Genomic DNA, 22,747 nt, shown 5'->3' with positions numbered 1-22,747 from the left:
ATCTTTCTGCTACGTGTTTTACAACGTGATATCCGTGCAAAATATACACTCACAAAAATAATTAAAAAAAATATCAATTTAAAGTTAGATTCATAAATTCCTGTGTTAAGCTCCTAAAAAGTATGTACGAAATAGGAGATAATTATGAAAATACAAGATAACGTCGGCTATTACTTCACAATTCAAGATCTTCAAGATCGTTTACGTGTAAGTCGTTCAACTATTCTGCGATTAATTGAATCGAAAAAATTAACATCTATCAAATTTGGACGACAAGTTCGTATTCCTGAATCTTAGATTCTAAGTTACCTTGAAACTTGTAAAGTATAAAAAAATAAGCCACCAAAAACATGGTGGCTTTTATTTACTATCTTTTATATCGTTTAAAACACATCTTAGCACTGCCTTCTGATATTGATAAACAGGTTGCTATTTCTCGCCATTTTAGACCTTGTGTTCTTAACTATACTATTTTCTCATATTTACTTTTTAAGTCATTTTGTGATTTCACCCATCCGAATTCTTCTGACCAACGATTCAATGAGCTTACACTAATACTAAATTGTTCTGCTATTTGCTTTAACGACATATTAGGTTTATTAGCTCCAAATTGATTAAACAACTCTTTCTTGATAATTTGTTGCTTTTCCCATCGTTTTCGAGAACGATTTGACTGAATTTGTTGAAACGATGATTCAGAAAATCTTTCCCAAATCCAACGAGATGAACTTCTAGCAATTCCTTTTAACTCCCTGTATGGTAATGGTGGATTATGATTCTGATTTAATAACTCTAATGAAGATAATAAATACTGATTAAATTGTTCTAATTGTTTACCTGAACATTTAAACTTCAGAACCTCACGATAACCAATTTTTTTGATCTGATTAAATAAAGAACAATTCCGACCTTCAATATCTTCATTATCATTTAGATAAAATACAGGTTTATTTGATAAATCAACAAAATCAGCTAAATAATCCAGAGTATATTTAGGTACATTAAATACAAATGTTCTCCAAAAATTTGAGTTTGGATTTTTAGTGAATACACCAACATAGTGTTGATCTGCTCCTAACTTATCAATATAAGCTCGTTGTATCTTTTTAAAATAACTTATTGGCTTAAATCGAGCATTCTTTGTGTTACAAATAGGTACCTCCAACGCATAGATATAATGACATCGACCGTTTAATCTATTTTGTACCACTATATTGGGACTTGGAAGTCCTAACAATTCCCAATCCATTGCAGAATTTTCCCGATCTAGATCTAACACCATAAATTTAATAAACAGATCATTAAACTGAATATACTTATGAGTTAATGCAACATCTTTAGGGTATAACTGCACCCCATTATCAAAATTATCTGTCTACTTTATCCGTTCTGCTAAGCTTTGATTAAAATCATCTAATGTATATGCTGATTCCATATTTACCTCTTTATATATGATTGAATTTATGTGGTAGACATATCTATCTAATATGTCTTAACTGAGATTAATACAAAAAAAGTATTTTTTAACTTAATATGATTATTTTTTAGACACTTAAAACATGAAAAAGAATCGAATGCCTAAATCTTAAGCAAAAAATATAGATTTGTAACAAAATATCATCCCATATCAGATATTAATAATTTAGAAGTAATATAAAATGAAATGATATCTAATTAAATCAGATCGCAACAACTTGATGGTAAAAACATTGTTTAAGACATATTACAAATTGAATAGATAAAAATTAGAGATTTTTTGGATACATCGGATACTTTTTGATGTATTGTATATACTAGAGGTAATATTACATATAATTAGTGAACAAGTAATAAACAGCTACAGTGTACACGCCTAAAAATAGTAACCAATTTGGTAACCAATTATCAAAACATGAAAGAAGATTGATTATATTTGCAATGGTTCAAGACAATCTATTTAATTTTTAAACCACATCGTAACACTTCCTTCATAATAGGGTAAAATACGCGACATTGTAGCCCATAAACTCACGGGAAAAAATGATGCAACAGAAATTAATTGCCTTCATCGGCGGTGGCAATATGGCACAAGCCATTGTGTTAGGCCTATTAAAACAAGGTTATCCAGCTGATAAAATTATCGTTAATGATCCTAATGAAGAGAAACGTGCTTTTTTTGCTCAATATGGCGTCGCGGTTTCTACGGATAACGATCAATCCATCACACAATCTCAAGTAGTCTTATTTGCGGTTAAACCGCAAGTCTTCGCTGATGTCTGCAAGCCATTAAGTGCGGTTGATTTTTCTGATAAATTAATCATTTCTATTGCTGCAGGTATTTCGACTGCCCGATTGGCCGAACTCCTTCCAACAGCAAAATCCATTGTTCGCGTGATGCCAAACACACCTGCATTAGTGGGTGAAGGTATGGCTGGCTTATTTGCTGATAAAAACACACCTGAAATTGACCGCACTTTTGCGGAAGATTTACTTTCAGCTGTAGGGAAAACCACTTGGGCGACGAATGAAAATCACATGCATACAGTCACTGCTGCGTCTGGCAGTAGCCCAGCTTACTTCTTCCAATTTTTAGAAGCCATGCAACAAGGCTTAATGGAAATGGGATTAGATGAAAACCAATCTCGTGAGTTGGTACAACAAGCCATGTTAGGCTCGGCGAAGCTGGTGATTGAAAATCCACAGACAGCGCTTTCCACTTTACGAGAAAATGTTACCTCAAAAGGCGGTACCACCGCAGCTGCATTAAATGTATTCAATCAACACCAATTTAACGACATCATTAAACAAGCGATGCAGGCCTGTGTGGCACGCTCACAAGAAATGGAAAAATTATTCTAATGCAAGTTCGTCCTTTTACCTGGCTCACCCTGAGCTTTTTTGGTTACTATTGTGCCTACGGTGTATTTCTTCCCCTTTTCCCTGCGTGGTTGAAAACGCAATCTTATAGTGAAGAAAGCATCGGTTTATTGCTAGCCTGTGGTTATATTTTCCGTTTCAGTGGCAGTATTTTATTTTCAGGCTTAATAAAACGCGTTTCCCTTCTAGTGAATGGCTTACGCTACTTAGCTGTTGCCAGTGCTGTCACCATGGCGTTAATCGGGCTCATGTCTCATAACTTCTGGTTATTATTTATTGGACTTGCCTTATATTCCATGGTGAATGCGGCTGGCATGCCGATTGGTGATAGCCTAGCGAGTACATGGCAACAACAAATTCATTTAGATTACGGCAAAGTACGCTTGATTGGCTCCTTTGCATTTGTTGTCGGCGTAATGGTGTTTGGGTATTTAGCGGGGATGGTTGGTGAACAATACATTACATGGATGATTACAGGAATCCTTATTTTCTATAGCATTGTGCAATTACTTCATCCCAATCCAATGCCACAAGATGAGCCACAAAGTGCGGTCGAAAATTCTGTTGGATTTTTAGGCTTACTCAAAAATAAAACCACCCTTCGTTTATTTATTGCTATTGCACTGATTCAAGGATCGCATGCTGCTTATTACTCATATAGCACTATCTTCTGGACAAGTCATGGTCACTCTGTTTCCGATGCGGGCTTATTTTGGGGAATCAGTGTATTAGTAGAAATAGTCGTCTTTTTCTTCTCCACTCGATTATTCAAAAATTGGAGCATTACTGCCCTTTTCTATCTCACCGGTATTGCGGCTATCGTGCGTTGGCTCGCGTTCGGTTATGCCGATACCTTTGTTGAAATCGTCCTATTGCAATGTTTTCACAGTCTTACTTATGTCGTCGGCCATTACGCGACCGTGCGTTATATCACCACTCAACCACAAACCCATATTGCGAAATTACAAGGCTTATACAATGCCTTGGCGGGATGTGCAGCCATTGCGATTTTCACTGCGCTTTCTGGTGTACTTTATCCGATTTCGCCAGTTTATGCCTTTAGCTTAATGGCCGCCTTTGCCTTCGTTGGCTTATTTATCACCCCACGTGGCGTGAAAGCCTTTTTGGTACATAGAGTATAAACATGAATAACCTTACACTAGTCGATTTATTCTTGAATGAATATTGGATCGAAAAAGGATTGTCTGAAAACACCGTGCAGTCTTATCGTCTCGATTTGACCGCACTTTGTGATTGGCTAGATAAACAAAATTTATCCCTCGAAACTCTCGAACCCTTAGATCTGCAACAATTTTTAGGCAGCCGTTTAGAGCAAGGTTACAAAGCTACTAGTACTGCACGAATGCTAAGTGCGATGCGGAAATTATTCCAATATTTATATCGTGAAAAGTATCGTACGGATGACCCGAGTGCTGTACTGAGCTCACCTAAATTACCAAGCCGTTTACCCAAGTATTTAACCGAGCAACAAGTCACGGATTTATTAAATACGCCTGATGTCGAAATTCCGCTCGAGTTACGCGACAAGGCTATGTTGGAGTTGCTATACGCAACTGGATTACGTGTCACGGAATTGGTCACGCTCACTATTGAAAATATGAATCTGCAACAAGGCGTGGTACGTGTAATTGGTAAAGGCAACAAGGAACGTATTGTACCAATGGGGGAAGAAGCAGCGTTTTGGGTGCGACAATTTGTGCTTTACGGTCGCCCTATTTTGCTCAATGGACAAAGTTCTGATGTGGTCTTTCCCAGTCAACGGGCTCAGCAAATGACTCGCCAAACCTTTTGGCATCGTATAAAGCATTATGCCGTGTTAGCAGGAATCGATACGGATGCGCTATCTCCACACGTTCTCCGTCATGCCTTTGCAACACATTTGGTGAATCATGGTGCGGATCTTCGTGTTGTGCAAATGCTCCTCGGACACAGCGATCTCTCCACCACGCAAATTTATACTCACGTGGCTAAAGAACGCTTGAAACACCTTCATGAAAGATTTCATCCAAGGGGATAAAATAAAAAAGTGCGGTCAAATTTATCGTTATTTTTGATCGCACTTTAGTATGAAAAGCTTATTTCAATGACAACAATCTCGCCACATTTTGAGCTGTTGAGATTAAATTCTGCTCGCCCTGTTTGAGAATTGTCGGTAAATCACCCAGATTACGAATAATTGGAAATACTGCGTCAATGCCATGTTCATACACCACTTCATAATCCTCACGCAAACAACCCACAATCGCAATGACTGGCTTATTAAATTGTTTCGCCGTGCGCGCCACACCGATTGGAGTCTTACCTAAGATACTTTGCGCATCCATACGGCCTTCACCAGTAATCACTAAATCAGCCTCTTTAACTTGCTCAGCGAGTTTCAAATTATCTAACACGATCTGCACACCAGCTTTCAGTTGCACATTAGGTAAAAGCAATAAACCACCACCCATACCACCGGCCGCCCCCGCCCCTGGTTGATCTTGAATTTTTTTACCACAATCCCGCTCGGCAATTTCGGCGAAATGGGCTAATGCCGCATCGAGTTCCTTCACCATCTCAGGCGTGGCACCTTTTTGAGGGCCAAAAATTGCAGAGGCACCTCGTTCACCACAAAGTGGATTATTCACATCACAAGCCACTTCGATTTGTACGTGTTGCAATCGAGGATCTAAATCAGCCAGTTGAATTTCAGCAAGATTAGATAATGCTGTACCACCAAAGCCAATGGATTGCCCATTTTTATCCAATAAACGTAAGCCTAATGCTTGCAGCATACCAGCACCACCGTCATTTGTAGCACTCCCACCAATCCCTAAAATGATATGTTGTACGCCAAGATCTAGGGCTTGCTTAATCAGCTCACCCGTGCCAAAACTGGTGGTTTGACAAGGATTGCGTTTATCCATCGGGACAAGATGTAATCCAGACGCGGCCGCCATTTCGATTATTGCCGTTTTACCATCACCCGATAAACCGAAAAAGCTTTTTACTTGGTTGCCTAACGGTGCAGTGACTTCTGTCTCAATTAAGCGACCTTGAGTGGCATCTACCAAGGATTGCACGGTACCTTCACCACCATCTGCCATTGGTAATTTCACATATTCGGCATTCGGGAAAATACGTTTAAAACCTGTTTCAATCGCATTAGCCACTTCAAGTGCGGTTAAACTTTCTTTAAATGAATCAGGCGCAATGACAATTTTCATATTCTCTCCTTAAACTAACTAAATACACCAAAAATTAAGGTGGATACAATGGTCATAATTAACCCCACTGCACTTTCATAAGGAATCAATTTTAAGCGTTCTTTCATGTCCATATTTACGCTACCGCCAGTTGCATGGAAAAAAGAACCATGTGGCATATGATCAAAAACTGTCGCCCCCGCATGAATCATCGCGGCACCAGCCAGACTACTCACCCCCAACTCTAATAGCGTTGAACTAAACACATTCGAAGCAACCGCTGTCCCTGCAGTTGTTGATGCTGTGGCAAGCGACATGAGTGCACCTGAAATTGGCGCAAGGATATAAGAAGGTAAGCCAGAATGTTTTAAGCCTTCAATAAGCACATCTTTCATACCGGAATTAGCAATAATACCGGCTAAAGCCCCCGTACCAAGTAGCATAATCGCCACCGGAGCCATTTTCCCTAAACCGCTAATCGCATAGTTATTGGCTTGGCGAAGCTTGCCCATACATAATGCGCCAATCAGACCACCAAGTGGTAAAGCGATTAAAGGATCGACTTTAATATCGGCTAACGGACGAAGTGCCAGTAAGAAGATGGCAACCAAAGGCGCCACAAGTGCGGTCAAAAATGAGGGTAGATTCTGTGTTTCTACTGCGACAACCTCTTGGGATGAAACGCGTGAACCTTTGTTTCTTAAACGTTTTGCTAAGAAATAGGTCAATATTAAGCCAAAAATAGCGGGGATAATCCCTGCCATCATCACTGACGTTAAAGGAAGATGGAATGTATCTGCTGCAGCAATCGCATTAGGATTAGGTGACATTAAGTTTCCTGCTTTTCCCCCACCAATCATCGCTAAGAGAATGGCTGGTTTTGATAAGTCAGTACGACGAGCAAGTGCTAAGGCGATTGGAGAGACCGTAATCACGGCAACATCAATAAATACACCAACGGCGGTTAAAATTAATGTAGCCAACGCTAACGCTAATAATGCTCTTGTTTCACCTAACTTGTTTGTAATGGTTTCAGCAATGGTATTCGCCGCACCGGATTCAATAAGTACGCCAGCCAATACCCCTGCTGCGAGAATTCGCATGACTGCGGTAGTGATACCTTGAGCACCTCCGATCATGAGACTCACGGTTTGAGATAAATCAGCGCCGCCAACTAATCCCCCTACTAAAGCCCCGACTAACATACCATAGGCTGGTGAGACTTTTTTCAAAATAAGGAAAATAGCGACGATGAGTGCAATGAGCGCACCTAAGGCTGAGACTGTTGGCATAGCGTCCTCCTGTTGATATGAATATGCAAAAATCTTTCTTATTTATATCAGCAAAAGCAGAGGAATAAAATCTTGTCCGACTTCCACCTACAAAAACGGCTTATGTAAAACACATAAGCCGAAATTGTTACTGAAAATTGACCGCACTTTAGAAAAATAAAATACTTCCCCAAACCACGACAACAATGCAAAGGGCAATGAATACTGCTGCCGAACCTTGGTCTTTGGCTCTCCCAGAAAGCTCATGGCGTTCTGTGCCAATACGATCCACCACCGCTTCAACTGCACTATTTAACAGTTCCACTGCCATCACAAGTAAAACCGATGAAATCATCAAAGCAATTTCAATTTTAGTATCACCCAGCCAAAAGGCGAGCGGAATCATAATGCACGCAAGAAAACATTCGTGGCGGAATGCGGTTTCATTTTTGAATGCACTTTTTAAGCCTTGTAAAGAATATTTCGTCGAGTTAATTAAATGGGTTAATCCCGTGGTTTTATACATAAAAGTTCCTATGTTTTAATCTATAAACGTTTTGCTTCGATAACGTCGTCTAACTTCGCTAATCTAGCCAGTATTTTACTTAAACTTTCGACATTTTTCAGTTCAATTTCCATATCCATCGTTGCCACTTGTTTTTTGGTGTCTGCACGGCTTGAAACCCCTAACACACTGACTTTTTCATTTGCAAGCACGGTTGTAATATCGCGTAATAAACCGTTGCGATCACTGGCCACAATGCGAATATTAATATGGAACCCCGCCGCATAATTATCTCCCCAAAGGGCTTCTACCACGCGTTCAGGATGGGCAACTTGTAATTCAATGAACTGTTCACAATCGCAACGATGAATTGAGATACCTCGTCCCATCGTAATGTAGCCTGCAATCGCATCACCTGGAATAGGCTGACAACAACGCGCCATGTGGTGCATTAAATTACCGACTCCTTCAACAATGACATAGCCTTTATTCTGTTGTTGATCTGCTTTCTGCTGCGCCTTTTGCTGTGCAGTATTCGCGCTTTTACTCGCCACATGGCGGAGAATTTCTTGATCTGCTTCTTCAGCCGTCACTTTTATCAATCGGCTTTGCAAGAAATTCATCAACTGATTTAAACGAATATCTCCGCTACCAATACCGGCGTATAAATCTTCGAGGTTTCTTAAGTTATAACGTGGCAAGGCAAGCTGCTCAACCTGTTTCAAACTGATATTCAAACGCGCAAGTTCATTATCTAACTGCTCTTTACCCGCTGGAACGTTTTTATCACGATCTTGTTTCTTAAACCACGCTTGGATTTTGGCTCGCGCTTTTGAGGTATGAGTAAACCCTAGGTTTGGATTGACCCAATCTCGGCTTGGATTTGGATTTTTCTGCGTGATAATATCCACTTGCTCACCCATTTGCAGGTGATAAGTGAATGGCACAATACGTCCCCCAACTTTCGCTCCGATACAACGGTGGCCAATTTCACTGTGGATCGCATAAGCAAAATCGAGAGGAGTTGATCCCGCGGGTAAATCAACCACTTCACCTTTCGGCGTAAACACATATACGCGGTCATCAAAGACTTGGCTACGTAATTCTGCCATCACTTCGCCAGAATCTGTAATATCATCTTGCCATGCAAGTAATTTACGTAACCAAGTGATTTTTTCTTCGTAAGCGGAAAGGCTACCTGTCGTGCCCTCTTTGTATTTCCAGTGGGCGGCTACACCAAGCTCCGCATCATCATGCATTTGCTGGGTACGAATTTGCACTTCAATTGGCTTACCACCTTTGCCTAACACCACAGTATGAATGGATTGATAGCCATTTGGTTTCGGGTTGGCGACATAATCATCAAATTCTTTTGGCAAGTGTTTGAAATGTGTGTGGACGATACCGAGCGCCGTATAACAATCTTGCAATTTCTGTACGATCACTCTAACCGCTCTGACATCATATAAGCCACTGAATTCCAAATGTTTCTTTTGCATTTTTCGCCAAATGCTATAAATATGTTTAGGACGGCCGTAAACCTCAACCTGGTCGATATTTTCTTTTAAATAACCGGTTAACTCTGTGACAAAATCTGCAATATACTGCTCACGATCTAAGCGGCGCTCATGTAATAATTTGGCAATATTTCGATATTGTTCTGGATGCAAATAACGGAAGCAGTAATCTTCAAGCTCCCATTTCAATTGACCGATCCCTAAACGGTTCGCCAATGGGGCATAAATATTGGAACATTCTTTGGCTGCCAATACTTTTTCTTCTTCGCAAAAGTGATTTTCCGCATTACGAAGAAACGTAATACGTTCAGCAAGTTTGATGATCACGCAACGGAAATCATCCACCATTGCAAGAAGCATACGGCGCACGTTATCTACTTGAGAAGCATTAGCAGAATGGCTGGCGTTGAGCTGACGGATATTATCCATCTCCTCCACACCTTTAAGCAGTTTGGTGATTTTAGGACCAAAATGTTCCTGAATCTGATCCCAATCGACAATTTGGTTCGCCACTAATGGGAATAACATGGCAGTGAGTAAGCTTTCGCTGTCCATATTCATTTCATGCAGAATTTCCACCATTTCCACACCGGATTGCAATGTGAGGATTGCATTCTCCATTTGATCGGCATGTTCAGCTATTTGGGCTTGAGCATAATACCATGCATCAATCAAAGACTTTTCTACAGGGGCAGCAAGTTTAAGGCTCGAACACCACTGTTCGATCACAAAATCATGTGGATTTGATAAGTGAGAACCACGAACTGCAACCATAATACCCCCCTTGTTGATGAATATGGCTCGGCAACATCCTGTCAACCGAGTTGTCTTTTTAAGACAACAAAAAAGTCCGATTATTCTATCAGAATTTACACCTTATTTGATAAATAATGTCACCGACTCCAAATGACTGGTATTTGGGAACATGTCGATCATCGCGGTTTTGATAATGCGATAGCCGAAAAAGCGAAGAATCTCAGCATCTCGTACTAAAGTTGCGGGATTGCAAGATACATAAAGAATGCTTTCTGCATCCAACTCACATAACGCATTCAGTGCAAAAGCCGCACCGCTGCGAGGCGGATCAAGAAGAATTTTATTGAAATGTTGTTTTGCCCAAGTCTGTTCTGAAAAAGCTTGGTCTAAATCGGCTTGATAAAATTCAACATTATCGATGTGATTAAACTGAGCATTGACTTGGGCTTTTTGTACCATGTCAAAAACCCCTTCAATTCCAACCGCACTTTTCACGCGTTTAGCTAAAGGCAACGTGAAATTGCCCATGCCGCAAAATAAATCTAAAACATGATCGTCCGGATTCAAATCAAGCCAATCTAAAGCAGTATCAACCATTTGCTGATTTAAGTGGGTGTTCACTTGAATAAAATCGCGGATATCAAAAGATAAACGAATATCGTCTAATGCATAATAAGGCATTTCACTATGTACAAGCTGGATGTTTTGATCATCTTGCAGGAACAAATTCACCGCATTGGTGAGTGCAAACTGGAGCAACAAAGTGCGGTCAGTTTCGACTAAATTTCCTTTGTAACGTAACAACATGGCTACGCCATTATCCGCTGAAACTAATTCAATATGCCCTAATTGTTTCGGGACCGAATATTGCGCCCAAAGTGCGGTCAATTTTGGAATAAGATCATTAATCGCAGGCTCAGCGACTAAGCATTGCTGAATACTCACTAACTGATTGGAGTTTTTCTGACGAAATCCCATTTCAATGATTTTGTTTTTAGCATTCCACAGTAAACTTAATCGTACGCGACGACGATAAGCCCATTGTTCGCCACAAATCATGGGCATTAATTGAATAGGCTCTGCTTGCAGTTTACTTAATCGAGAAAAAAGGGCTTTTTCTTTCGCTTTACGCTGCATTTCTACAGGGATATGCTGTCCTTGGCATCCACCACAACGTTCATAATAACTGCATTGCGGTTCAACACGCTGACTACTCTTTTGTAGCCACTTTTGTGCAATGGCTAACCCATATTGACGTTTTTCATCGGTGACTACCGCTTCCACTTTTTCCGTTGGCAAGGCATTTTCAATGAACCAGGTTTTACCTTGAATTTTAGAGACACCTAGCCCTTGATAATCTAAATCCTGAATTTCAGCGACAACTTTTTGTTTGGTTTTCTGTTTTTTTTGTGGAGCGTAAAGTAAAGCCATGATGGTGTTTTAATTTATTTGTATCAAAGAAAGGAATTATTTTAAATAAAGTACGTTTTGCGTAAATAATTCTCGACTTTTCAGCGGCTTATCGCCTAAATAAGGTTTAAGTGCGATGCGAGTAAAACGTTTTGCCGTTTGTAATACCGATTCATCGGTGAATTCCAAACGGTCAAAAGCAAGTAAATCTCGTCCATAAAAGGTTAAGTTATCTTTCACTAACGAGGCGATAAAACCCTTTTCCGCACGGTATTGGTAAGTCATCGATTCATCCACTGGTAAACCTGAGCCTGCACAATGCAGAAAATCGATGCCATAACCTAAGATTTTAAGTAAATGAAATTCAAATAAGCGTAATGTAGGTTCAACCTGTGGCTGAGTCGCTAAGCCTGTTAAGCATTGAAGATAATGCTGAAAAAGTTGTGGATTGGCTGTTTCTGGCTCGATCACTCGAGTAATCAGCTCATTTACATAAAACCCGCTATATAAAGCCGTTTGCTGCAAAGGCAACGTAATTGCTGCGGGCTCTGCTTTGGTGAGCGTTTTTAATGCACCTTTTCCTGACCAACGAAGAAGTAATGGCGTAAAAGGCTGTAAGACAGATTTCCATGCAGAACGTTTCGCACGTGCACCTTTTGCAATAACCGTCAAACGCCCTGTTTCTTCTGTGAACAAATCCACCAAAAGGCTGGTTTCACTATAAGGACGACGATGTAACACAAAGCCGCGTTGGAGATCCATAAAAGAATTATTTGCCTGATTTTAATTCACTTGGTTGTTTCACACAGTGTTCTGCGAGCACTTCACCTACGCTAGTTTGTAATCGACTGAAGTCATCGCGCTCCTGCCAATACCAACGAATATTCGCATAATTTCTACCACGTTCAGAAATCACACGAGTTAATTTTTCGGTTACATCATTAAAAGTAACGGTCACCTGACTGAGTGTTTTTTTACTTTTCTGTTTTTGCTTCGTATGAACCACACTCACTTCTTTATTGCCTTTACACAAATAAACCGTCGCCGAACCCTTTTGAGATTTTTTATCCACGGTTTGCACTTTCATTTTCTGTGGTGCGAGTTTGCTTAATTCAACATTTTGTGAACAAGCGGAAAGGCAAAGTGCGGTCAAAATTACGCTTAATTTTTTTAACATGAATTCTATTTCCATCAAAGTTTGTTTATGATTGCTCACTTTTCAAAATGAGCAAGGATAAACAATCTCATCTAGAAAAATGGGCGATTACTCGCCCACTAAAAATTATTTTTTATATTGATATGAACCATCGGCTTGACGAATGAACTTGCCGCCATTTGATAAACGAAGCTCACTCACTCGACCTTGACTATTCACTGAAACCTGTACTTTGTCACCAGGCTTGAAGCTGCTTAATGCATTACCTGCACCATTTGCTTTTGTCATTGCATTCACATCTGAAATATTCAATTTATTATCACGGAATACTTGCATCAGTGAAACACCTTGAGGCACAGTTAATGTTTTTGTTGCACTTGTTGAAGCGGTTTGTACTGTTGGTTCTGTTGCTTTAACCGCATTGTTACTTGCTGATTTCGCATCCACAATTTGAACCTTACTATCTTTGGTTGCAACCGGTTTTGCTTCTTGAATTTTGCTTGACTCTTTTTTCACTGTTTGAGTCGGCTGAACTGTTGCTTTTTCAGCTACAGGTTTAGGTTGTTTTTTCTCTTGAACCACCGATGTTTGTTCACGACGAGGTTCTGCTTTATGCTCAACTGTTACGGTATGTTTTTCCACAGTTGGTTGCACTGTTTTCACGGGTTCTTTAACTGGTGCAGGAGCAACAGCTGGTTGAACCGGTGCTGGTTGAGTTGCTGGTTGTTGAGCAACAGTTTGTTGTGCAGGCTCTGCAGGTTGTGATTTCGCAGCATCTGCTTTATCACCTACGTACTCCATGGCTGGAGGTGCATCTGATTTAGCTTCATTTGCGGCTTGTTCCGTTGTTGCCGGCGCTGCATTATTATTATCTAATACTGTGGTTTCAACCGGTTGAGACTGATCCAATGATTGGAATTGAACCGGAATTTCATTGCTGTTTTGTTGTTCAAAAGACTCTACCGTATCTGAATTTGGTTTTAAGGTGAAGAAAATGATTAGTAATACCACTAAACCCAAAATCGCAATAAATAAACGACGATGTTTTTCTGGTAACATTTGTAAAACCTTCCATTTTTCAGGTGATTTCAAGCTTGCTGAAGCGGCTGGTGCAACGGTTTCTGCTTGAGTTGTCACTTCTTCCACAACCTCTTCTGCTGGAGAATTTTCAAAAATCACTTTTTCTTCCACTACGCTTTCTACTTGAACATTTTCAACAGGCTCTTGAGATCCGAAAGCACTTGATGATGCTGACTGTTCAGTATTTTCACTTTGGAATGCTTGAGATGGTGAAAAAGGTTGGCTTGCTGCCGCACCAAAAGTTGGTTCGCGACGAACATGGAATTGCGTATCTGGCTGTTCTTTTTTACCAAATAAACCTTTGGCTTTATCAAAAATTGAGCCACTTTGTTGAACCGGTTTTCTTGGGGTCACAGAGTCTGAATGATTAAATCCTAAATCTAATTCATTTTGAGATGAATTGTCGTTAGGTTGATTTTTATTATCCACGGGATTACCTCGATTTGCTAAACTAAAGATCGCACAAAAAGTGCGGTGAAAAATTGGATCGTATTTTATCGGATCTTACGCTGTGTATAAAGTCTTATTTGGCTCTCCACCGATTTCTCGAGCTAATTTGGGTACTAAATAGCCAGAAGTGAGCGCCTGTAATTCTTTATAAATTTGTAACGCTTTCTCATCTGAAATATAGAAATGGCTCGCACCTTGCACTTTATCCAACAAATGCAAGTAATAAGGCAGAATACCTGCTTGAAACAGCTTATCGCTCAATGCTTTTAATGTATGTGGGTTATCATTCACATCCTTTAAAAGGACTGATTGATTGAGTAACGTGACTTTAGCGCCTGCCAGTTTTTGCATAGCCAAAGCGAGTTCTTCATCAATTTCATTTGGATGATTGATATGTGTCACAAACACTGTTTGTAATGGGCTTTTTAGCAATAAATCACAAAATTCATCCGTAATTCGCTCCGGAATCACGACAGGCAAACGAGAGTGAATACGTAAACGCTGTAAGTGCGGTATTTTTTCAAGGCGTTCTAATAGCCATGCCCATTCACTATCCTTTGCCATCATCGGATCGCCACCCGAAAAAATCACTTCTTCAATTTCTGGATGGGCTGCAATATAGTCTATAGCTTGTTGCCAGCTCGCTTTATTGCCTGGGTTTTGATCATAAGGAAAATGACGACGGAAACAATAACGACAGTTAACGGCACAGCCTCCTTTTGCCATGAACAGCAAGCGATTTTGGTATTTATGCAGAATATTAGGTACGGCATTTTTTTGCTGCTCATCTAAAGGATCTTGGCTAAACCCTTCGGTCTCAATAAATTCTTGTTGAGCTGTCATCACTTGTAAAAAAAGTGGATCTTTAGGATTTCCTTTTTCCATTTTTTCGACAAAAGGTAAAGGCACTCGCATAGCAAAAAGTTTACGAGCAGCGATATCCTCGGCAAAATCGTCAACAGGTAAATTTAAGGTTTTTAATAAGATTTTCGGATCAGAAATCGCATTTTTTAGGGTTTCTAACCAATTTTGTTCTTCTCTAATCGCAATATTTCGGGTTAAAATACGCACTTTCAAACAATCTCTATTTTTTAGGATATTTTTAATATGGCTACATATACTACCAGTGATTTCAAACCAGGTCTAAAATTTATGCAAGACGGTGAGCCTTGTGTGATCGTTGAAAACGAATTCGTTAAACCAGGTAAAGGCCAAGCTTTTACTCGTACTCGTATTCGTAAATTAATTTCAGGCAAAGTATTAGACGTAAACTTCAAATCTGGTACTTCGGTTGAAGCTGCTGATGTTATGGATCTTAACCTCACTTATTCATACAAAGATGATGCATTCTGGTACTTCATGCACCCAGAAACATTTGAACAATACTCTGCTGATGCAAAAGCAGTGGGTGATGCTGAAAAATGGTTATTAGACCAAGCAGATTGTATCGTGACTTTATGGAACGGTGCGCCAATTACTGTTACCCCACCAAACTTCGTAGAATTAGAAATCATCGATACTGACCCAGGTCTTAAAGGTGATACTGCAGGTACTGGCGGTAAACCAGCAACATTAAGTACTGGTGCAGTGGTGAAAGTACCTCTTTTCGTTCAAATCGGTGAAGTGATTAAAGTGGATACTCGTTCAGGCGAATACGTCTCTCGTGTGAAATAATCTTTCATTGAGAGATAAAAAGAGCGGTCAATATTTAATGAATATTGACCGTTTTTTATTGCCTGTTCATTAATATCTGAGAGATAAAAAATGCGGTTATTTCTAACCGCACTTTAATTGATTATTTTGCTTTTGAGCCTTCTAACTCTAAAGAAGGTTTTCTATCTGAGTTCACACAAATAACTTGCGCAGCCGCATAGAGCGTTGTGTTAGGTTTTAAGCTAATGGTGTATTTCTCTTGTTTTTTCGGTGCGGCGCGTAAACCTTCACCCCAGAAATCATCATAAAAATCAGTACGAACTTGAGTTAAATGGTAGTTCTTACAGTTTAAAATTTTATATTGGCGAACAGAACGCGCATAGCGTCTTTTCTCATTTGGATACACATATAAACCTTTATCCAAATTCACCACGGCATCAAAGTGCACCTGATTTAAATCTTGGTTATCTACCCAAATAGAATCAGTATCAATGTAGTAATTTTTATCTTTTACTAATCGCACATACCCTACTCTATCTTTTGAAGGGGCGGTTAATGTCACCTCTTCTTGTGTAACTGGCGATTGAACAGCTAAACAACCTGCTAAAAGGGCTACACCTAAAAACGTTAATGCTAATTTTTTCATTTTTCCTCCTTAAAGCTTTCTAAAGCCTGCTGTTAATCTTTTTATACCTTAGCTTAATATTTTACCGTATGTCCATATCCTTCAAGAATCGTTTTGATATGTTCAAGCGATTCTTTCGTCGGTGGCAAAACATCTGCGAGCTCATACTCAAAGCCAAGGGTTTTCCATTTATGAGCCCCTAATCGATGATAAGGGAGAAGTTCGACTTTTTCAATATTGGTCATACCTTCAATAAACTGTCCGAGCAGATGAACATCATGATCGTTATCGGTATAACCTGGAACTACTACATAACGAATCCAGGTACGCTGATTACGTTTTTGCAAATATTTCGCAAATTCCAGCGTCCGTTTATTCGGTACGCCGATCAAATTCTGGTGTACTTTGTCGTTCAGTTCTTTTAAATCAAGCAAAACGAGATCGGTTACATCGAGTAGTTCATCAATAATATGGTCATAATGACGTACAAACCCATTAGTATCTAAACAAGTATTAATCCCTTCTGCTTTACAAGCTCGGAACCAGTCACGCACAAACTCTGCTTGAAGAATTGCCTCACCACCTGATGCTGTCACACCACCACCAGTTGCATTCATAAAATGGCGATAGCTCACGACTTCTTTCATGAGTTCTTCCACACTGATTTCGCGCCCACCATCAAGATCCCAAGTATCACGGTTATGGCAATATTTGCAACGCATTAAACAGCCTTGCATAAATAAAATAAAACGAATACCGGGACCATCCACGGTTCCACAGGATTCAAAGGAGTGAATTCTTCCTAGCACAGGCATACATAAATTTCCAAAAAATTAATCTAGCTAAATTTTACCAAAAATATCATCTATAAAAAATGAGCCTGACTTAAAATCAGGCTCATAATTAAAATATATTTATTAAAGTGCGGTCATTATTCACTAACTTTTTGAAAGGTTTGCACCACTGGTGCTTGCTCACAATACTCAACCAATACAGGTACAATTGAGGTAAAGTGTGGTGTTGCAAAATGTTGTTCTAAATCGGCTTTGCTTTTCCATTGCTCAATAAAAACATAATGATTAGCTTGTTCGCTATTTTGTTGTAGTTCGTAAGATACGCATCCTGTTTCTTGGCGAGTATGCTTAATCAACTCTTGGCATTGAGCTAAAAAATCATTGATTTTATCTGCTTTTACTGAAAATTGGGCAATAACTGTTATCATAATTTGCTCTCCTATATATAAAAATAAACCACTTATAAAACTAGTCTATAAGTGGTTTGTATTATAGCATAATTTTATTTAGAACGATTCTGTGAATGTACGAGTTACGACGTCTTGTTGTTGCTCTTTAGTTAAAGAGTTGAAACGTACTGCGTAACCAGATACACGAATGGTTAATTGCGGATATTTGTCCGGGTTTTCCATCGCATCTAATAACATTTCACGGTTTAATACGTTAACATTTAAGTGTTGACCACCTTCTACTTCAGCTTCATGGTGGAAGTAACCATCCATTAAGCCAGCAAGGTTACGACGTTGTGCTTCTGCATCTTTACCTAACGCATTTGGTACGATTGAGAAGGTATAAGAAATACCATCTTTCGCGTAAGCAAATGGAAGTTTAGCCACAGAAGTTAATGACGCTACCGCACCTTTTTGGTCACGACCGTGCATTGGGTTTGCACCTGGTCCGAATGGTGCACCAGCACGACGACCATCTGGGGTGTTACCTGTTTTCTTACCATAAACTACGTTAGAAGTAATAGTTAATACAGATTGTGTAGGCACTGCGTTGCGGTAAGTTTTAAGTTTTTGAATTTTCTTCATGAAACGTTCAACTAAGTCACAAGCGATGTCATCAACACGGTTATCGTTGTTACCATATTGTGGATATTCACCTTCGATTTCAAAGTCGATTGCTACGTTAGTTGCAACAACATTGCCATCTTTATCTTTGATGTCACCACGGACTGGTTTAACTTTCGCATATTTAATTGCTGAAAGTGAGTCTGCTGCAACAGAAAGACCCGCGATACCACAAGCCATGGTACGGAATACATCACGGTCATGTAACGCCATTAATGCTGCTTCATATGAATATTTATCGTGCATGTAGTGGATGATGTTTAAGGCTGTCACATATTGTTTTGCCAACCAATCCATAAAGCTGTCCATACGAGTCATGACGGTGTCGAAATCTAACACTTCATCAGTGATTGGTGCAGTTTTCGGACCTACTTGCATACCTAACTTTTCATCGATACCACCGTTGATTGCGTATAACAATGTTTTCGCTAAGTTTGCACGCGCACCGAAGAATTGCATTTGTTTACCAACAACCATTGGTGATACACAACATGCGATTGCATAGTCATCATTGTTGAAGTCTGGACGCATTAAATCATCGTTTTCGTATTGAACAGATGAGGTATCAATCGATACTTTCGCACAGAAACGTTTGAAGTTTTCAGGTAATTGTTCAGACCAAAGAATGGTTAAGTTTGGTTCTGGAGAAGTACCCATGTTGTAAAGGGTGTGTAAAATACGGAATGTATTTTTGGTTACTAATGTACGGCCATCTAAACCCATACCTGCGATGGTTTCAGTTGCCCACATTGGGTCACCAGAGAATAATTGATCGTATTCAGGTGTACGTAAGAAACGAACCATACGAAGCTTCATGACTAAGTGATCAACTAATTCTTGCGCTTCAGTTTCAGTAAGTTTACCTGCTTTTAAATCACGCTCGATATAGATATCGATGAAGGTTGCAGTACGACCGAATGACATCGCTGCACCATTTTGTGATTTGATTGCAGCAAGATAAGCAAAGTACATCCATTGAATTGCTTCTTGAGCATTAGTTGCTGGGTTAGAAATATCATAACCATAGCTTGCAGCCATTTGTTTTAATTGGCCTAATGCACGGTGTTGTTCTGCGATTTCTTCACGTAAACGAATTGTTGCTTCAAGATTTACGCCATCTTCTAAATCTTTTTGTAAAGAAGAGAATTGTTCGTATTTATCTTTCATTAAGAAGTCAACGCCGTAAAGCGCGACACGACGGTAGTCACCGATGATACGGCCACGACCATAAGCATCTGGAAGACCAGTTAATACACCAGATTTACGACAACGTAAAATATCTGGCGTATAAACATCAAATACACCTTGGTTATGTGTTTTACGGTATTCAGTGAAGATTTTTTTCACTTTTGGATCAAGTTCACGACCATAAACTTTACAAGAACCTTCCACCATTTTAATACCACCAAATGGCATAATAGCACGTTTTAATGGAGCATCAGTTTGAAGACCTACGATTTTCTCTAAGTCTTTATTGATATAACCTGGTGCGTGAGAAGTAATCGTTGAAGGCGTATGTTCGTCAAAGTCTAATGGCGCATGTGTGCGGTTTTCAACTTTAATTCCTTCCATTACGGTTTCCCAAAGTTTTGTTGTCGCTTCGGTTGGCCCAGCTAAGAAAGAATCATCACCTTCATACGGGGTGTAGTTCTTTTGAATAAAATCACGCACGTTGACGTTTTCTTGCCAATCACCGGCAACGAATCCTGCCCACGCAACTTTTTGTGCTTCATTAAGTTCTGACATAGTCATTTCCTTTTTTAATTGATAAAAAATAAGTCTTGCTTCGTTCGTTAGTACATTAGTGAGCTTTGGTTAAATAACGTTGGAATAAGCCGATACAAACCGCACCACCCACAATGTTTCCTAACGTTACTGGAATCAAATTCTTCACAATGAAATGATAGAGATCTAAATCTGCATATTTCATTGGATCCACCCCAATTTGTTGCCAAAATTCTGGCGTACTAGAATGAGCGGTGATAATGCCTAGTGGAATCATAAACATATTTGCCACACAGTGTTCAAAACCAGATGCGACAAATAAACCAATCGGCATAATCATAATAAATGCTTTGTCTGTAACAGTTTTACCGGAATAAGACATCCATACTGCTACACACACCATAATGTTACATAAAATACCAAGGTTAAATGCTTCAAACCAAGTATGGTGAATCTTATGCTGAGCGGTAGCCAAAATGGTTAAACCCCATTGACCATTTGCTGCCATGGTTTGTCCCCCAAACCAAATCACTGCAGCAATAAATAAACCGCCCACAAAGTTGCCCAAATATACCACAATCCAATTTCGGATCATTTGCGTTGTGGTTATCTTACCGCCTACGCGAGCAACTAAGGTTAAAGTAGAAGAGGTGAATAATTCAGATCCTAAAATTACTACCATAATTACGCCTAAAGAGAAAACTAACCCACCGACTAACTTGGTTAATCCCCAAGGCGCTCCTGCGCTTGCTGTTTGTGTCGTCGTATAGAATACAAAGGCTAAAGCAATACAAGCCCCAGCACTAATACCAGACAGAAATGATAAAAATGGGCGTTTTTGCGCTTTATACGCAGCGACGCTTTCAGCATAATCCGTTGCTTCAACTGGTGTGAGAGCAACAGAAAATTGATTTAAATTTTCTGATGCCATATCTAACTCCAAATAGTTGGTTTATTATTTCTTATACTACAACATAGGTATTCCTATACCCATTTGGTATTCTACTCTCTTATAAAACCATTGCAAGAAATCCCCAACTTATTCTAAAAAAATTTGATATTTTGCAAGTTTTGGTAAATTTTCTGTTCAAAAATAAAAAAGCGGAATATCACTATTCCGCTTTTCATATAAAAATAACAACATTAAAACACAATACGATCTCGGTTTTTCTCTAGCGTGGCTTTGCCAATGCCTTGTACTTCAAGTAGTTGTTCTGCCACGGTGAAATTACCATGTTTTTCACGATATTGCACAATGGCTTCTGCTTTTTTCGCCCCAATACCAATCAATGCTTTTTGAATTTCTGATGCACTAGCGGTATTGATATTTAATTTATCACTCACTGTTTGTTGTACAGTTTGTGATGGTGCTTGCACAGCTGTTTGTTGCTGCACTTGCGTTTGCGGTTGAGCCTGCTCTGCTGTCTTTTCTTCTGCAATTGCTTGTGTACTCAACATCACGCCCGCAATAAATAATGAACTAAATAAATGTTTCATCAATTTCATAAAAATGCCCTTTATTAACAAATAAGTACCGTTGATTCATATCAACAGTGACATTTTTAAGAAACATAGAAAACACGCAAGAAATCGACCGCACTTTTGCGATCTTGATCGCAAAAATTACATTTAAGCAAATAAAAAAACGACCTTAGCGCACCACTACAGCTGTGCCACTTGCAATCACCATAAACATACTTTTATTGCTTACTGTTGTGTAATTAATCTCTACGCCAACCACGGCATTTGCGCCTAAAGCAATCGCTTTTTCTTCCAATTCTTTCAAAGCATCTTCGCGAGCTCGACCAATACGACGTTCATAAACACTAGAACGCCCACCAATCATATCGGTAATGGCCGCAAAAAAATCACGTATAAAGTTTGCCCCTGCAATCACTTCTCCAAAGACGACTTGTTTATATTCTACGATTTGCTTCCCTTCAACATTAGGAGTTGTTGTCACAATCATTTTGTATCCTTAAATTCTCGTTAAAAATTAACCGCACTTTAGACGCTTAATTTTGATTTTAAAACGGCTAATGCCTTCGCACGATGAGAGATTTTCTTTTTCTCTACGGTTTCTAATTCTGCAAAAGTACAGCCTTTTTCTGGGCTAAAAAAGAGCGAGTCATAGCCGAAGCCATTTTCGCCTCGTTCTTCATAAATAATTTGCCCGTCACATTCACCTTGAGCAATGATCGGAGAAGGATCACTTGGGTGTTGTAATAACACAATCGTACTCACAAATTTTGCTTGGCGACGTTCAGTCGGTACATCAACTAATTCTGCCAGTAATTTTTCTCGGTTTTTCGCATCGGCTTCCTCACCATCTACTCCGGCATAACGAGCAGAATACAATCCTGGTGCACCATTTAACGCATCCACCACAAGGCCAGAATCATCTGCAATGGCCGGCAAACCCGATTTTTCAGATGCATAACGCGCTTTCAAAATTGCATTTTCGACAAACGTTAAGCCAGTTTCCTCTGGACTTTCAATGCCTAAATCTGTCTGAGCAATGACTTCAAAACCGAAATCTGCTAATACGTCTGCCATTTCTTTTACTTTGCCTTTATTACCCGTGGCAAGCACAATTTTTTGTTTCATGATTCTGTCCCTCATATCAAACATTGTCTTATTTTAGCATCTCACCAAAAATTTTCGGAATAA

23 protein-coding genes are annotated in these 22,747 nt (G+C 39.5%); 5 read left to right on the top strand and 18 right to left on the bottom strand.

Features of this window, described 5'->3' with window-relative positions; genetic code table 11:
- Positions 1–144: 144 nt before the first annotated feature.
- The gene (locus HMPREF3263_RS10560; protein WP_005649008.1) at positions 145–297 is read left to right on the top strand and encodes a helix-turn-helix domain-containing protein; all 153 of its coding nucleotides are present in this window, start codon (positions 145–147) and stop codon (positions 295–297) included.
- Between the two features lie 166 nt (positions 298–463).
- On the opposite strand, the gene HMPREF3263_RS02610 is transcribed toward HMPREF3263_RS10560, so the two are convergent.
- Positions 464–1,354 (bottom strand): replication initiation protein, encoded by an 891-nt coding sequence (locus HMPREF3263_RS02610; RefSeq protein ID WP_005649010.1) that lies wholly within the window; start codon positions 1,352–1,354, stop codon positions 464–466.
- 668 nt (positions 1,355–2,022) lie between these two features.
- Between HMPREF3263_RS02610 and proC the strand changes: the two genes are divergently transcribed.
- From proC to xerD, 3 genes are read left to right on the top strand one after another with little or no spacing between them, the layout of a single operon-like run.
- Complete coding sequence (gene proC / locus HMPREF3263_RS02605; protein WP_070852928.1) at positions 2,023–2,838, top strand: pyrroline-5-carboxylate reductase; 816 nt, start codon at positions 2,023–2,025, stop codon at positions 2,836–2,838.
- On the top strand, positions 2,838–3,998 hold the full coding sequence (locus HMPREF3263_RS02600; protein ID WP_070852927.1) for a 3-phenylpropionate MFS transporter: 1,161 nt from the start codon (positions 2,838–2,840) through the stop codon (positions 3,996–3,998). The genes proC and HMPREF3263_RS02600 overlap by 1 nt, the downstream gene beginning before the upstream one ends.
- Before the next feature lie 2 nt (positions 3,999–4,000).
- Positions 4,001–4,894, top strand: coding sequence for a site-specific tyrosine recombinase XerD (gene xerD, locus HMPREF3263_RS02595; protein WP_005698164.1), 894 nt, complete (start codon positions 4,001–4,003; stop codon positions 4,892–4,894).
- A 58-nt stretch (positions 4,895–4,952) separates the two neighbouring features.
- Here the strand turns inward: xerD and HMPREF3263_RS02590 are convergent, their stop codons facing one another.
- The 9 genes from HMPREF3263_RS02590 to epmB form a co-directional block, all read right to left on the bottom strand.
- On the bottom strand, positions 4,953–6,083 hold the full coding sequence (locus HMPREF3263_RS02590; RefSeq protein WP_070852926.1) for a glycerate kinase: 1,131 nt from the start codon (positions 6,081–6,083) through the stop codon (positions 4,953–4,955).
- 14 nt (positions 6,084–6,097) lie between these two features.
- The gene (locus HMPREF3263_RS02585; protein WP_005698132.1) at positions 6,098–7,354 is read right to left on the bottom strand and encodes a GntP family permease; all 1,257 of its coding nucleotides are present in this window, start codon (positions 7,352–7,354) and stop codon (positions 6,098–6,100) included.
- A 148-nt stretch (positions 7,355–7,502) separates the two neighbouring features.
- Complete coding sequence (locus HMPREF3263_RS02580) at positions 7,503–7,859, bottom strand: diacylglycerol kinase (RefSeq protein WP_005698040.1); 357 nt, start codon at positions 7,857–7,859, stop codon at positions 7,503–7,505.
- Positions 7,860–7,879: 20 nt separating this feature from the next.
- Positions 7,880–10,129 (bottom strand): GTP diphosphokinase, encoded by a 2,250-nt coding sequence (relA, locus tag HMPREF3263_RS02575; protein ID WP_070852925.1) that lies wholly within the window; start codon positions 10,127–10,129, stop codon positions 7,880–7,882.
- Between the two features lie 102 nt (positions 10,130–10,231).
- Positions 10,232–11,542: a 23S rRNA (uracil(1939)-C(5))-methyltransferase RlmD gene (gene rlmD, locus HMPREF3263_RS02570; RefSeq protein WP_070852924.1), complete on the bottom strand. Its 1,311-nt coding sequence runs from the start codon at positions 11,540–11,542 to the stop codon at positions 10,232–10,234.
- A gap of 36 nt (positions 11,543–11,578) precedes the next feature.
- Entirely contained in the window at positions 11,579–12,283 is a 705-nt protein-coding gene (gene recO / locus HMPREF3263_RS02565) for a DNA repair protein RecO (protein WP_049364005.1), read from the bottom strand.
- A gap of 7 nt (positions 12,284–12,290) precedes the next feature.
- Positions 12,291–12,698, bottom strand: coding sequence for an MliC family protein (locus HMPREF3263_RS02560; RefSeq protein ID WP_049374696.1), 408 nt, complete (start codon positions 12,696–12,698; stop codon positions 12,291–12,293).
- A gap of 105 nt (positions 12,699–12,803) precedes the next feature.
- A complete protein-coding gene (oapA, locus tag HMPREF3263_RS02555; protein ID WP_049374697.1) occupies positions 12,804–14,186 on the bottom strand; it encodes an opacity-associated protein OapA in 1,383 nt (460 codons plus the stop codon).
- 75 nt (positions 14,187–14,261) lie between these two features.
- Entirely contained in the window at positions 14,262–15,278 is a 1,017-nt protein-coding gene (gene epmB / locus HMPREF3263_RS02550; protein WP_049374723.1) for an EF-P beta-lysylation protein EpmB, read from the bottom strand.
- A 36-nt stretch (positions 15,279–15,314) separates the two neighbouring features.
- Between epmB and efp the strand changes: the two genes are divergently transcribed.
- A complete protein-coding gene (gene efp, locus HMPREF3263_RS02545; RefSeq protein ID WP_005695259.1) occupies positions 15,315–15,881 on the top strand; it encodes an elongation factor P in 567 nt (188 codons plus the stop codon).
- A gap of 121 nt (positions 15,882–16,002) precedes the next feature.
- Here efp and HMPREF3263_RS02540 read toward each other — a convergent pair whose 3' ends face one another.
- The 8 genes from HMPREF3263_RS02540 to rdgB form a co-directional block, all read right to left on the bottom strand.
- Entirely contained in the window at positions 16,003–16,506 is a 504-nt protein-coding gene (locus HMPREF3263_RS02540; protein ID WP_049364008.1) for a surface-adhesin E family protein, read from the bottom strand.
- Between the two features lie 53 nt (positions 16,507–16,559).
- Positions 16,560–17,300, bottom strand: a complete 741-nt coding sequence (gene pflA, locus HMPREF3263_RS02535; RefSeq protein WP_049371758.1) for a pyruvate formate lyase 1-activating protein — start codon at positions 17,298–17,300, stop codon at positions 16,560–16,562.
- 116 nt (positions 17,301–17,416) lie between these two features.
- Positions 17,417–17,707 carry a putative quinol monooxygenase gene (locus HMPREF3263_RS02530; protein WP_070852923.1) on the bottom strand — a complete coding sequence of 97 codons (291 nt, stop codon included), beginning with the start codon at positions 17,705–17,707 and terminating at the stop codon, positions 17,417–17,419.
- Between the two features lie 78 nt (positions 17,708–17,785).
- A complete protein-coding gene (gene pflB / locus HMPREF3263_RS02525) occupies positions 17,786–20,098 on the bottom strand; it encodes a formate C-acetyltransferase (protein ID WP_070852922.1) in 2,313 nt (770 codons plus the stop codon).
- Positions 20,099–20,153: 55 nt separating this feature from the next.
- The gene (gene focA, locus HMPREF3263_RS02520; protein WP_070852921.1) at positions 20,154–21,008 is read right to left on the bottom strand and encodes a formate transporter FocA; all 855 of its coding nucleotides are present in this window, start codon (positions 21,006–21,008) and stop codon (positions 20,154–20,156) included.
- A 212-nt stretch (positions 21,009–21,220) separates the two neighbouring features.
- On the bottom strand, positions 21,221–21,583 hold the full coding sequence (locus tag HMPREF3263_RS02515; protein WP_070852920.1) for a helix-hairpin-helix domain-containing protein: 363 nt from the start codon (positions 21,581–21,583) through the stop codon (positions 21,221–21,223).
- 145 nt (positions 21,584–21,728) lie between these two features.
- Positions 21,729–22,046: a heavy metal-binding domain-containing protein gene (locus HMPREF3263_RS02510; protein ID WP_070852919.1), complete on the bottom strand. Its 318-nt coding sequence runs from the start codon at positions 22,044–22,046 to the stop codon at positions 21,729–21,731.
- Between the two features lie 38 nt (positions 22,047–22,084).
- The gene (gene rdgB / locus HMPREF3263_RS02505; RefSeq protein ID WP_070852918.1) at positions 22,085–22,684 is read right to left on the bottom strand and encodes an RdgB/HAM1 family non-canonical purine NTP pyrophosphatase; all 600 of its coding nucleotides are present in this window, start codon (positions 22,682–22,684) and stop codon (positions 22,085–22,087) included.
- Between the last annotated feature and the right edge of the window lie 63 nt (positions 22,685–22,747).

The sequence above is a fragment of the Haemophilus sp. HMSC61B11 genome, from assembly GCF_001838615.1.
Lineage (GTDB): Bacteria > Pseudomonadota > Gammaproteobacteria > Enterobacterales > Pasteurellaceae > Haemophilus_D > Haemophilus_D parainfluenzae_AD.
This window is presented reverse-complemented; position numbering and strand designations above follow the sequence as displayed.

Coding starts and splice junctions, on each gene's coding strand:
- HMPREF3263_RS10560 (WP_005649008.1), top strand. CDS start 145: ATGAAAATACAAGATAACGTCGGCTATTACTTCACAATTCAAGATCTT.
- proC (WP_070852928.1), top strand. CDS start 2,023: ATGCAACAGAAATTAATTGCCTTCATCGGCGGTGGCAATATGGCACAA.
- HMPREF3263_RS02600 (WP_070852927.1), top strand. CDS start 2,838: ATGCAAGTTCGTCCTTTTACCTGGCTCACCCTGAGCTTTTTTGGTTAC.
- xerD (WP_005698164.1), top strand. CDS start 4,001: ATGAATAACCTTACACTAGTCGATTTATTCTTGAATGAATATTGGATC.
- HMPREF3263_RS02590 (WP_070852926.1), bottom strand. CDS start 6,083: ATGAAAATTGTCATTGCGCCTGATTCATTTAAAGAAAGTTTAACCGCA.
- HMPREF3263_RS02585 (WP_005698132.1), bottom strand. CDS start 7,354: ATGCCAACAGTCTCAGCCTTAGGTGCGCTCATTGCACTCATCGTCGCT.
- HMPREF3263_RS02580 (WP_005698040.1), bottom strand. CDS start 7,859: ATGTATAAAACCACGGGATTAACCCATTTAATTAACTCGACGAAATAT.
- relA (WP_070852925.1), bottom strand. CDS start 10,129: ATGGTTGCAGTTCGTGGTTCTCACTTATCAAATCCACATGATTTTGTG.
- rlmD (WP_070852924.1), bottom strand. CDS start 11,542: ATGGCTTTACTTTACGCTCCACAAAAAAAACAGAAAACCAAACAAAAA.
- recO (WP_049364005.1), bottom strand. CDS start 12,283: ATGGATCTCCAACGCGGCTTTGTGTTACATCGTCGTCCTTATAGTGAA.
- HMPREF3263_RS02560 (WP_049374696.1), bottom strand. CDS start 12,698: ATGTTAAAAAAATTAAGCGTAATTTTGACCGCACTTTGCCTTTCCGCT.
- efp (WP_005695259.1), top strand. CDS start 15,315: ATGGCTACATATACTACCAGTGATTTCAAACCAGGTCTAAAATTTATG.
- HMPREF3263_RS02540 (WP_049364008.1), bottom strand. CDS start 16,506: ATGAAAAAATTAGCATTAACGTTTTTAGGTGTAGCCCTTTTAGCAGGT.
- pflA (WP_049371758.1), bottom strand. CDS start 17,300: ATGCCTGTGCTAGGAAGAATTCACTCCTTTGAATCCTGTGGAACCGTG.
- HMPREF3263_RS02530 (WP_070852923.1), bottom strand. CDS start 17,707: ATGATAACAGTTATTGCCCAATTTTCAGTAAAAGCAGATAAAATCAAT.
- pflB (WP_070852922.1), bottom strand. CDS start 20,098: ATGTCAGAACTTAATGAAGCACAAAAAGTTGCGTGGGCAGGATTCGTT.
- focA (WP_070852921.1), bottom strand. CDS start 21,008: ATGGCATCAGAAAATTTAAATCAATTTTCTGTTGCTCTCACACCAGTT.
- HMPREF3263_RS02515 (WP_070852920.1), bottom strand. CDS start 21,583: ATGAAATTGATGAAACATTTATTTAGTTCATTATTTATTGCGGGCGTG.
- HMPREF3263_RS02510 (WP_070852919.1), bottom strand. CDS start 22,046: ATGATTGTGACAACAACTCCTAATGTTGAAGGGAAGCAAATCGTAGAA.
- rdgB (WP_070852918.1), bottom strand. CDS start 22,684: ATGAAACAAAAAATTGTGCTTGCCACGGGTAATAAAGGCAAAGTAAAA.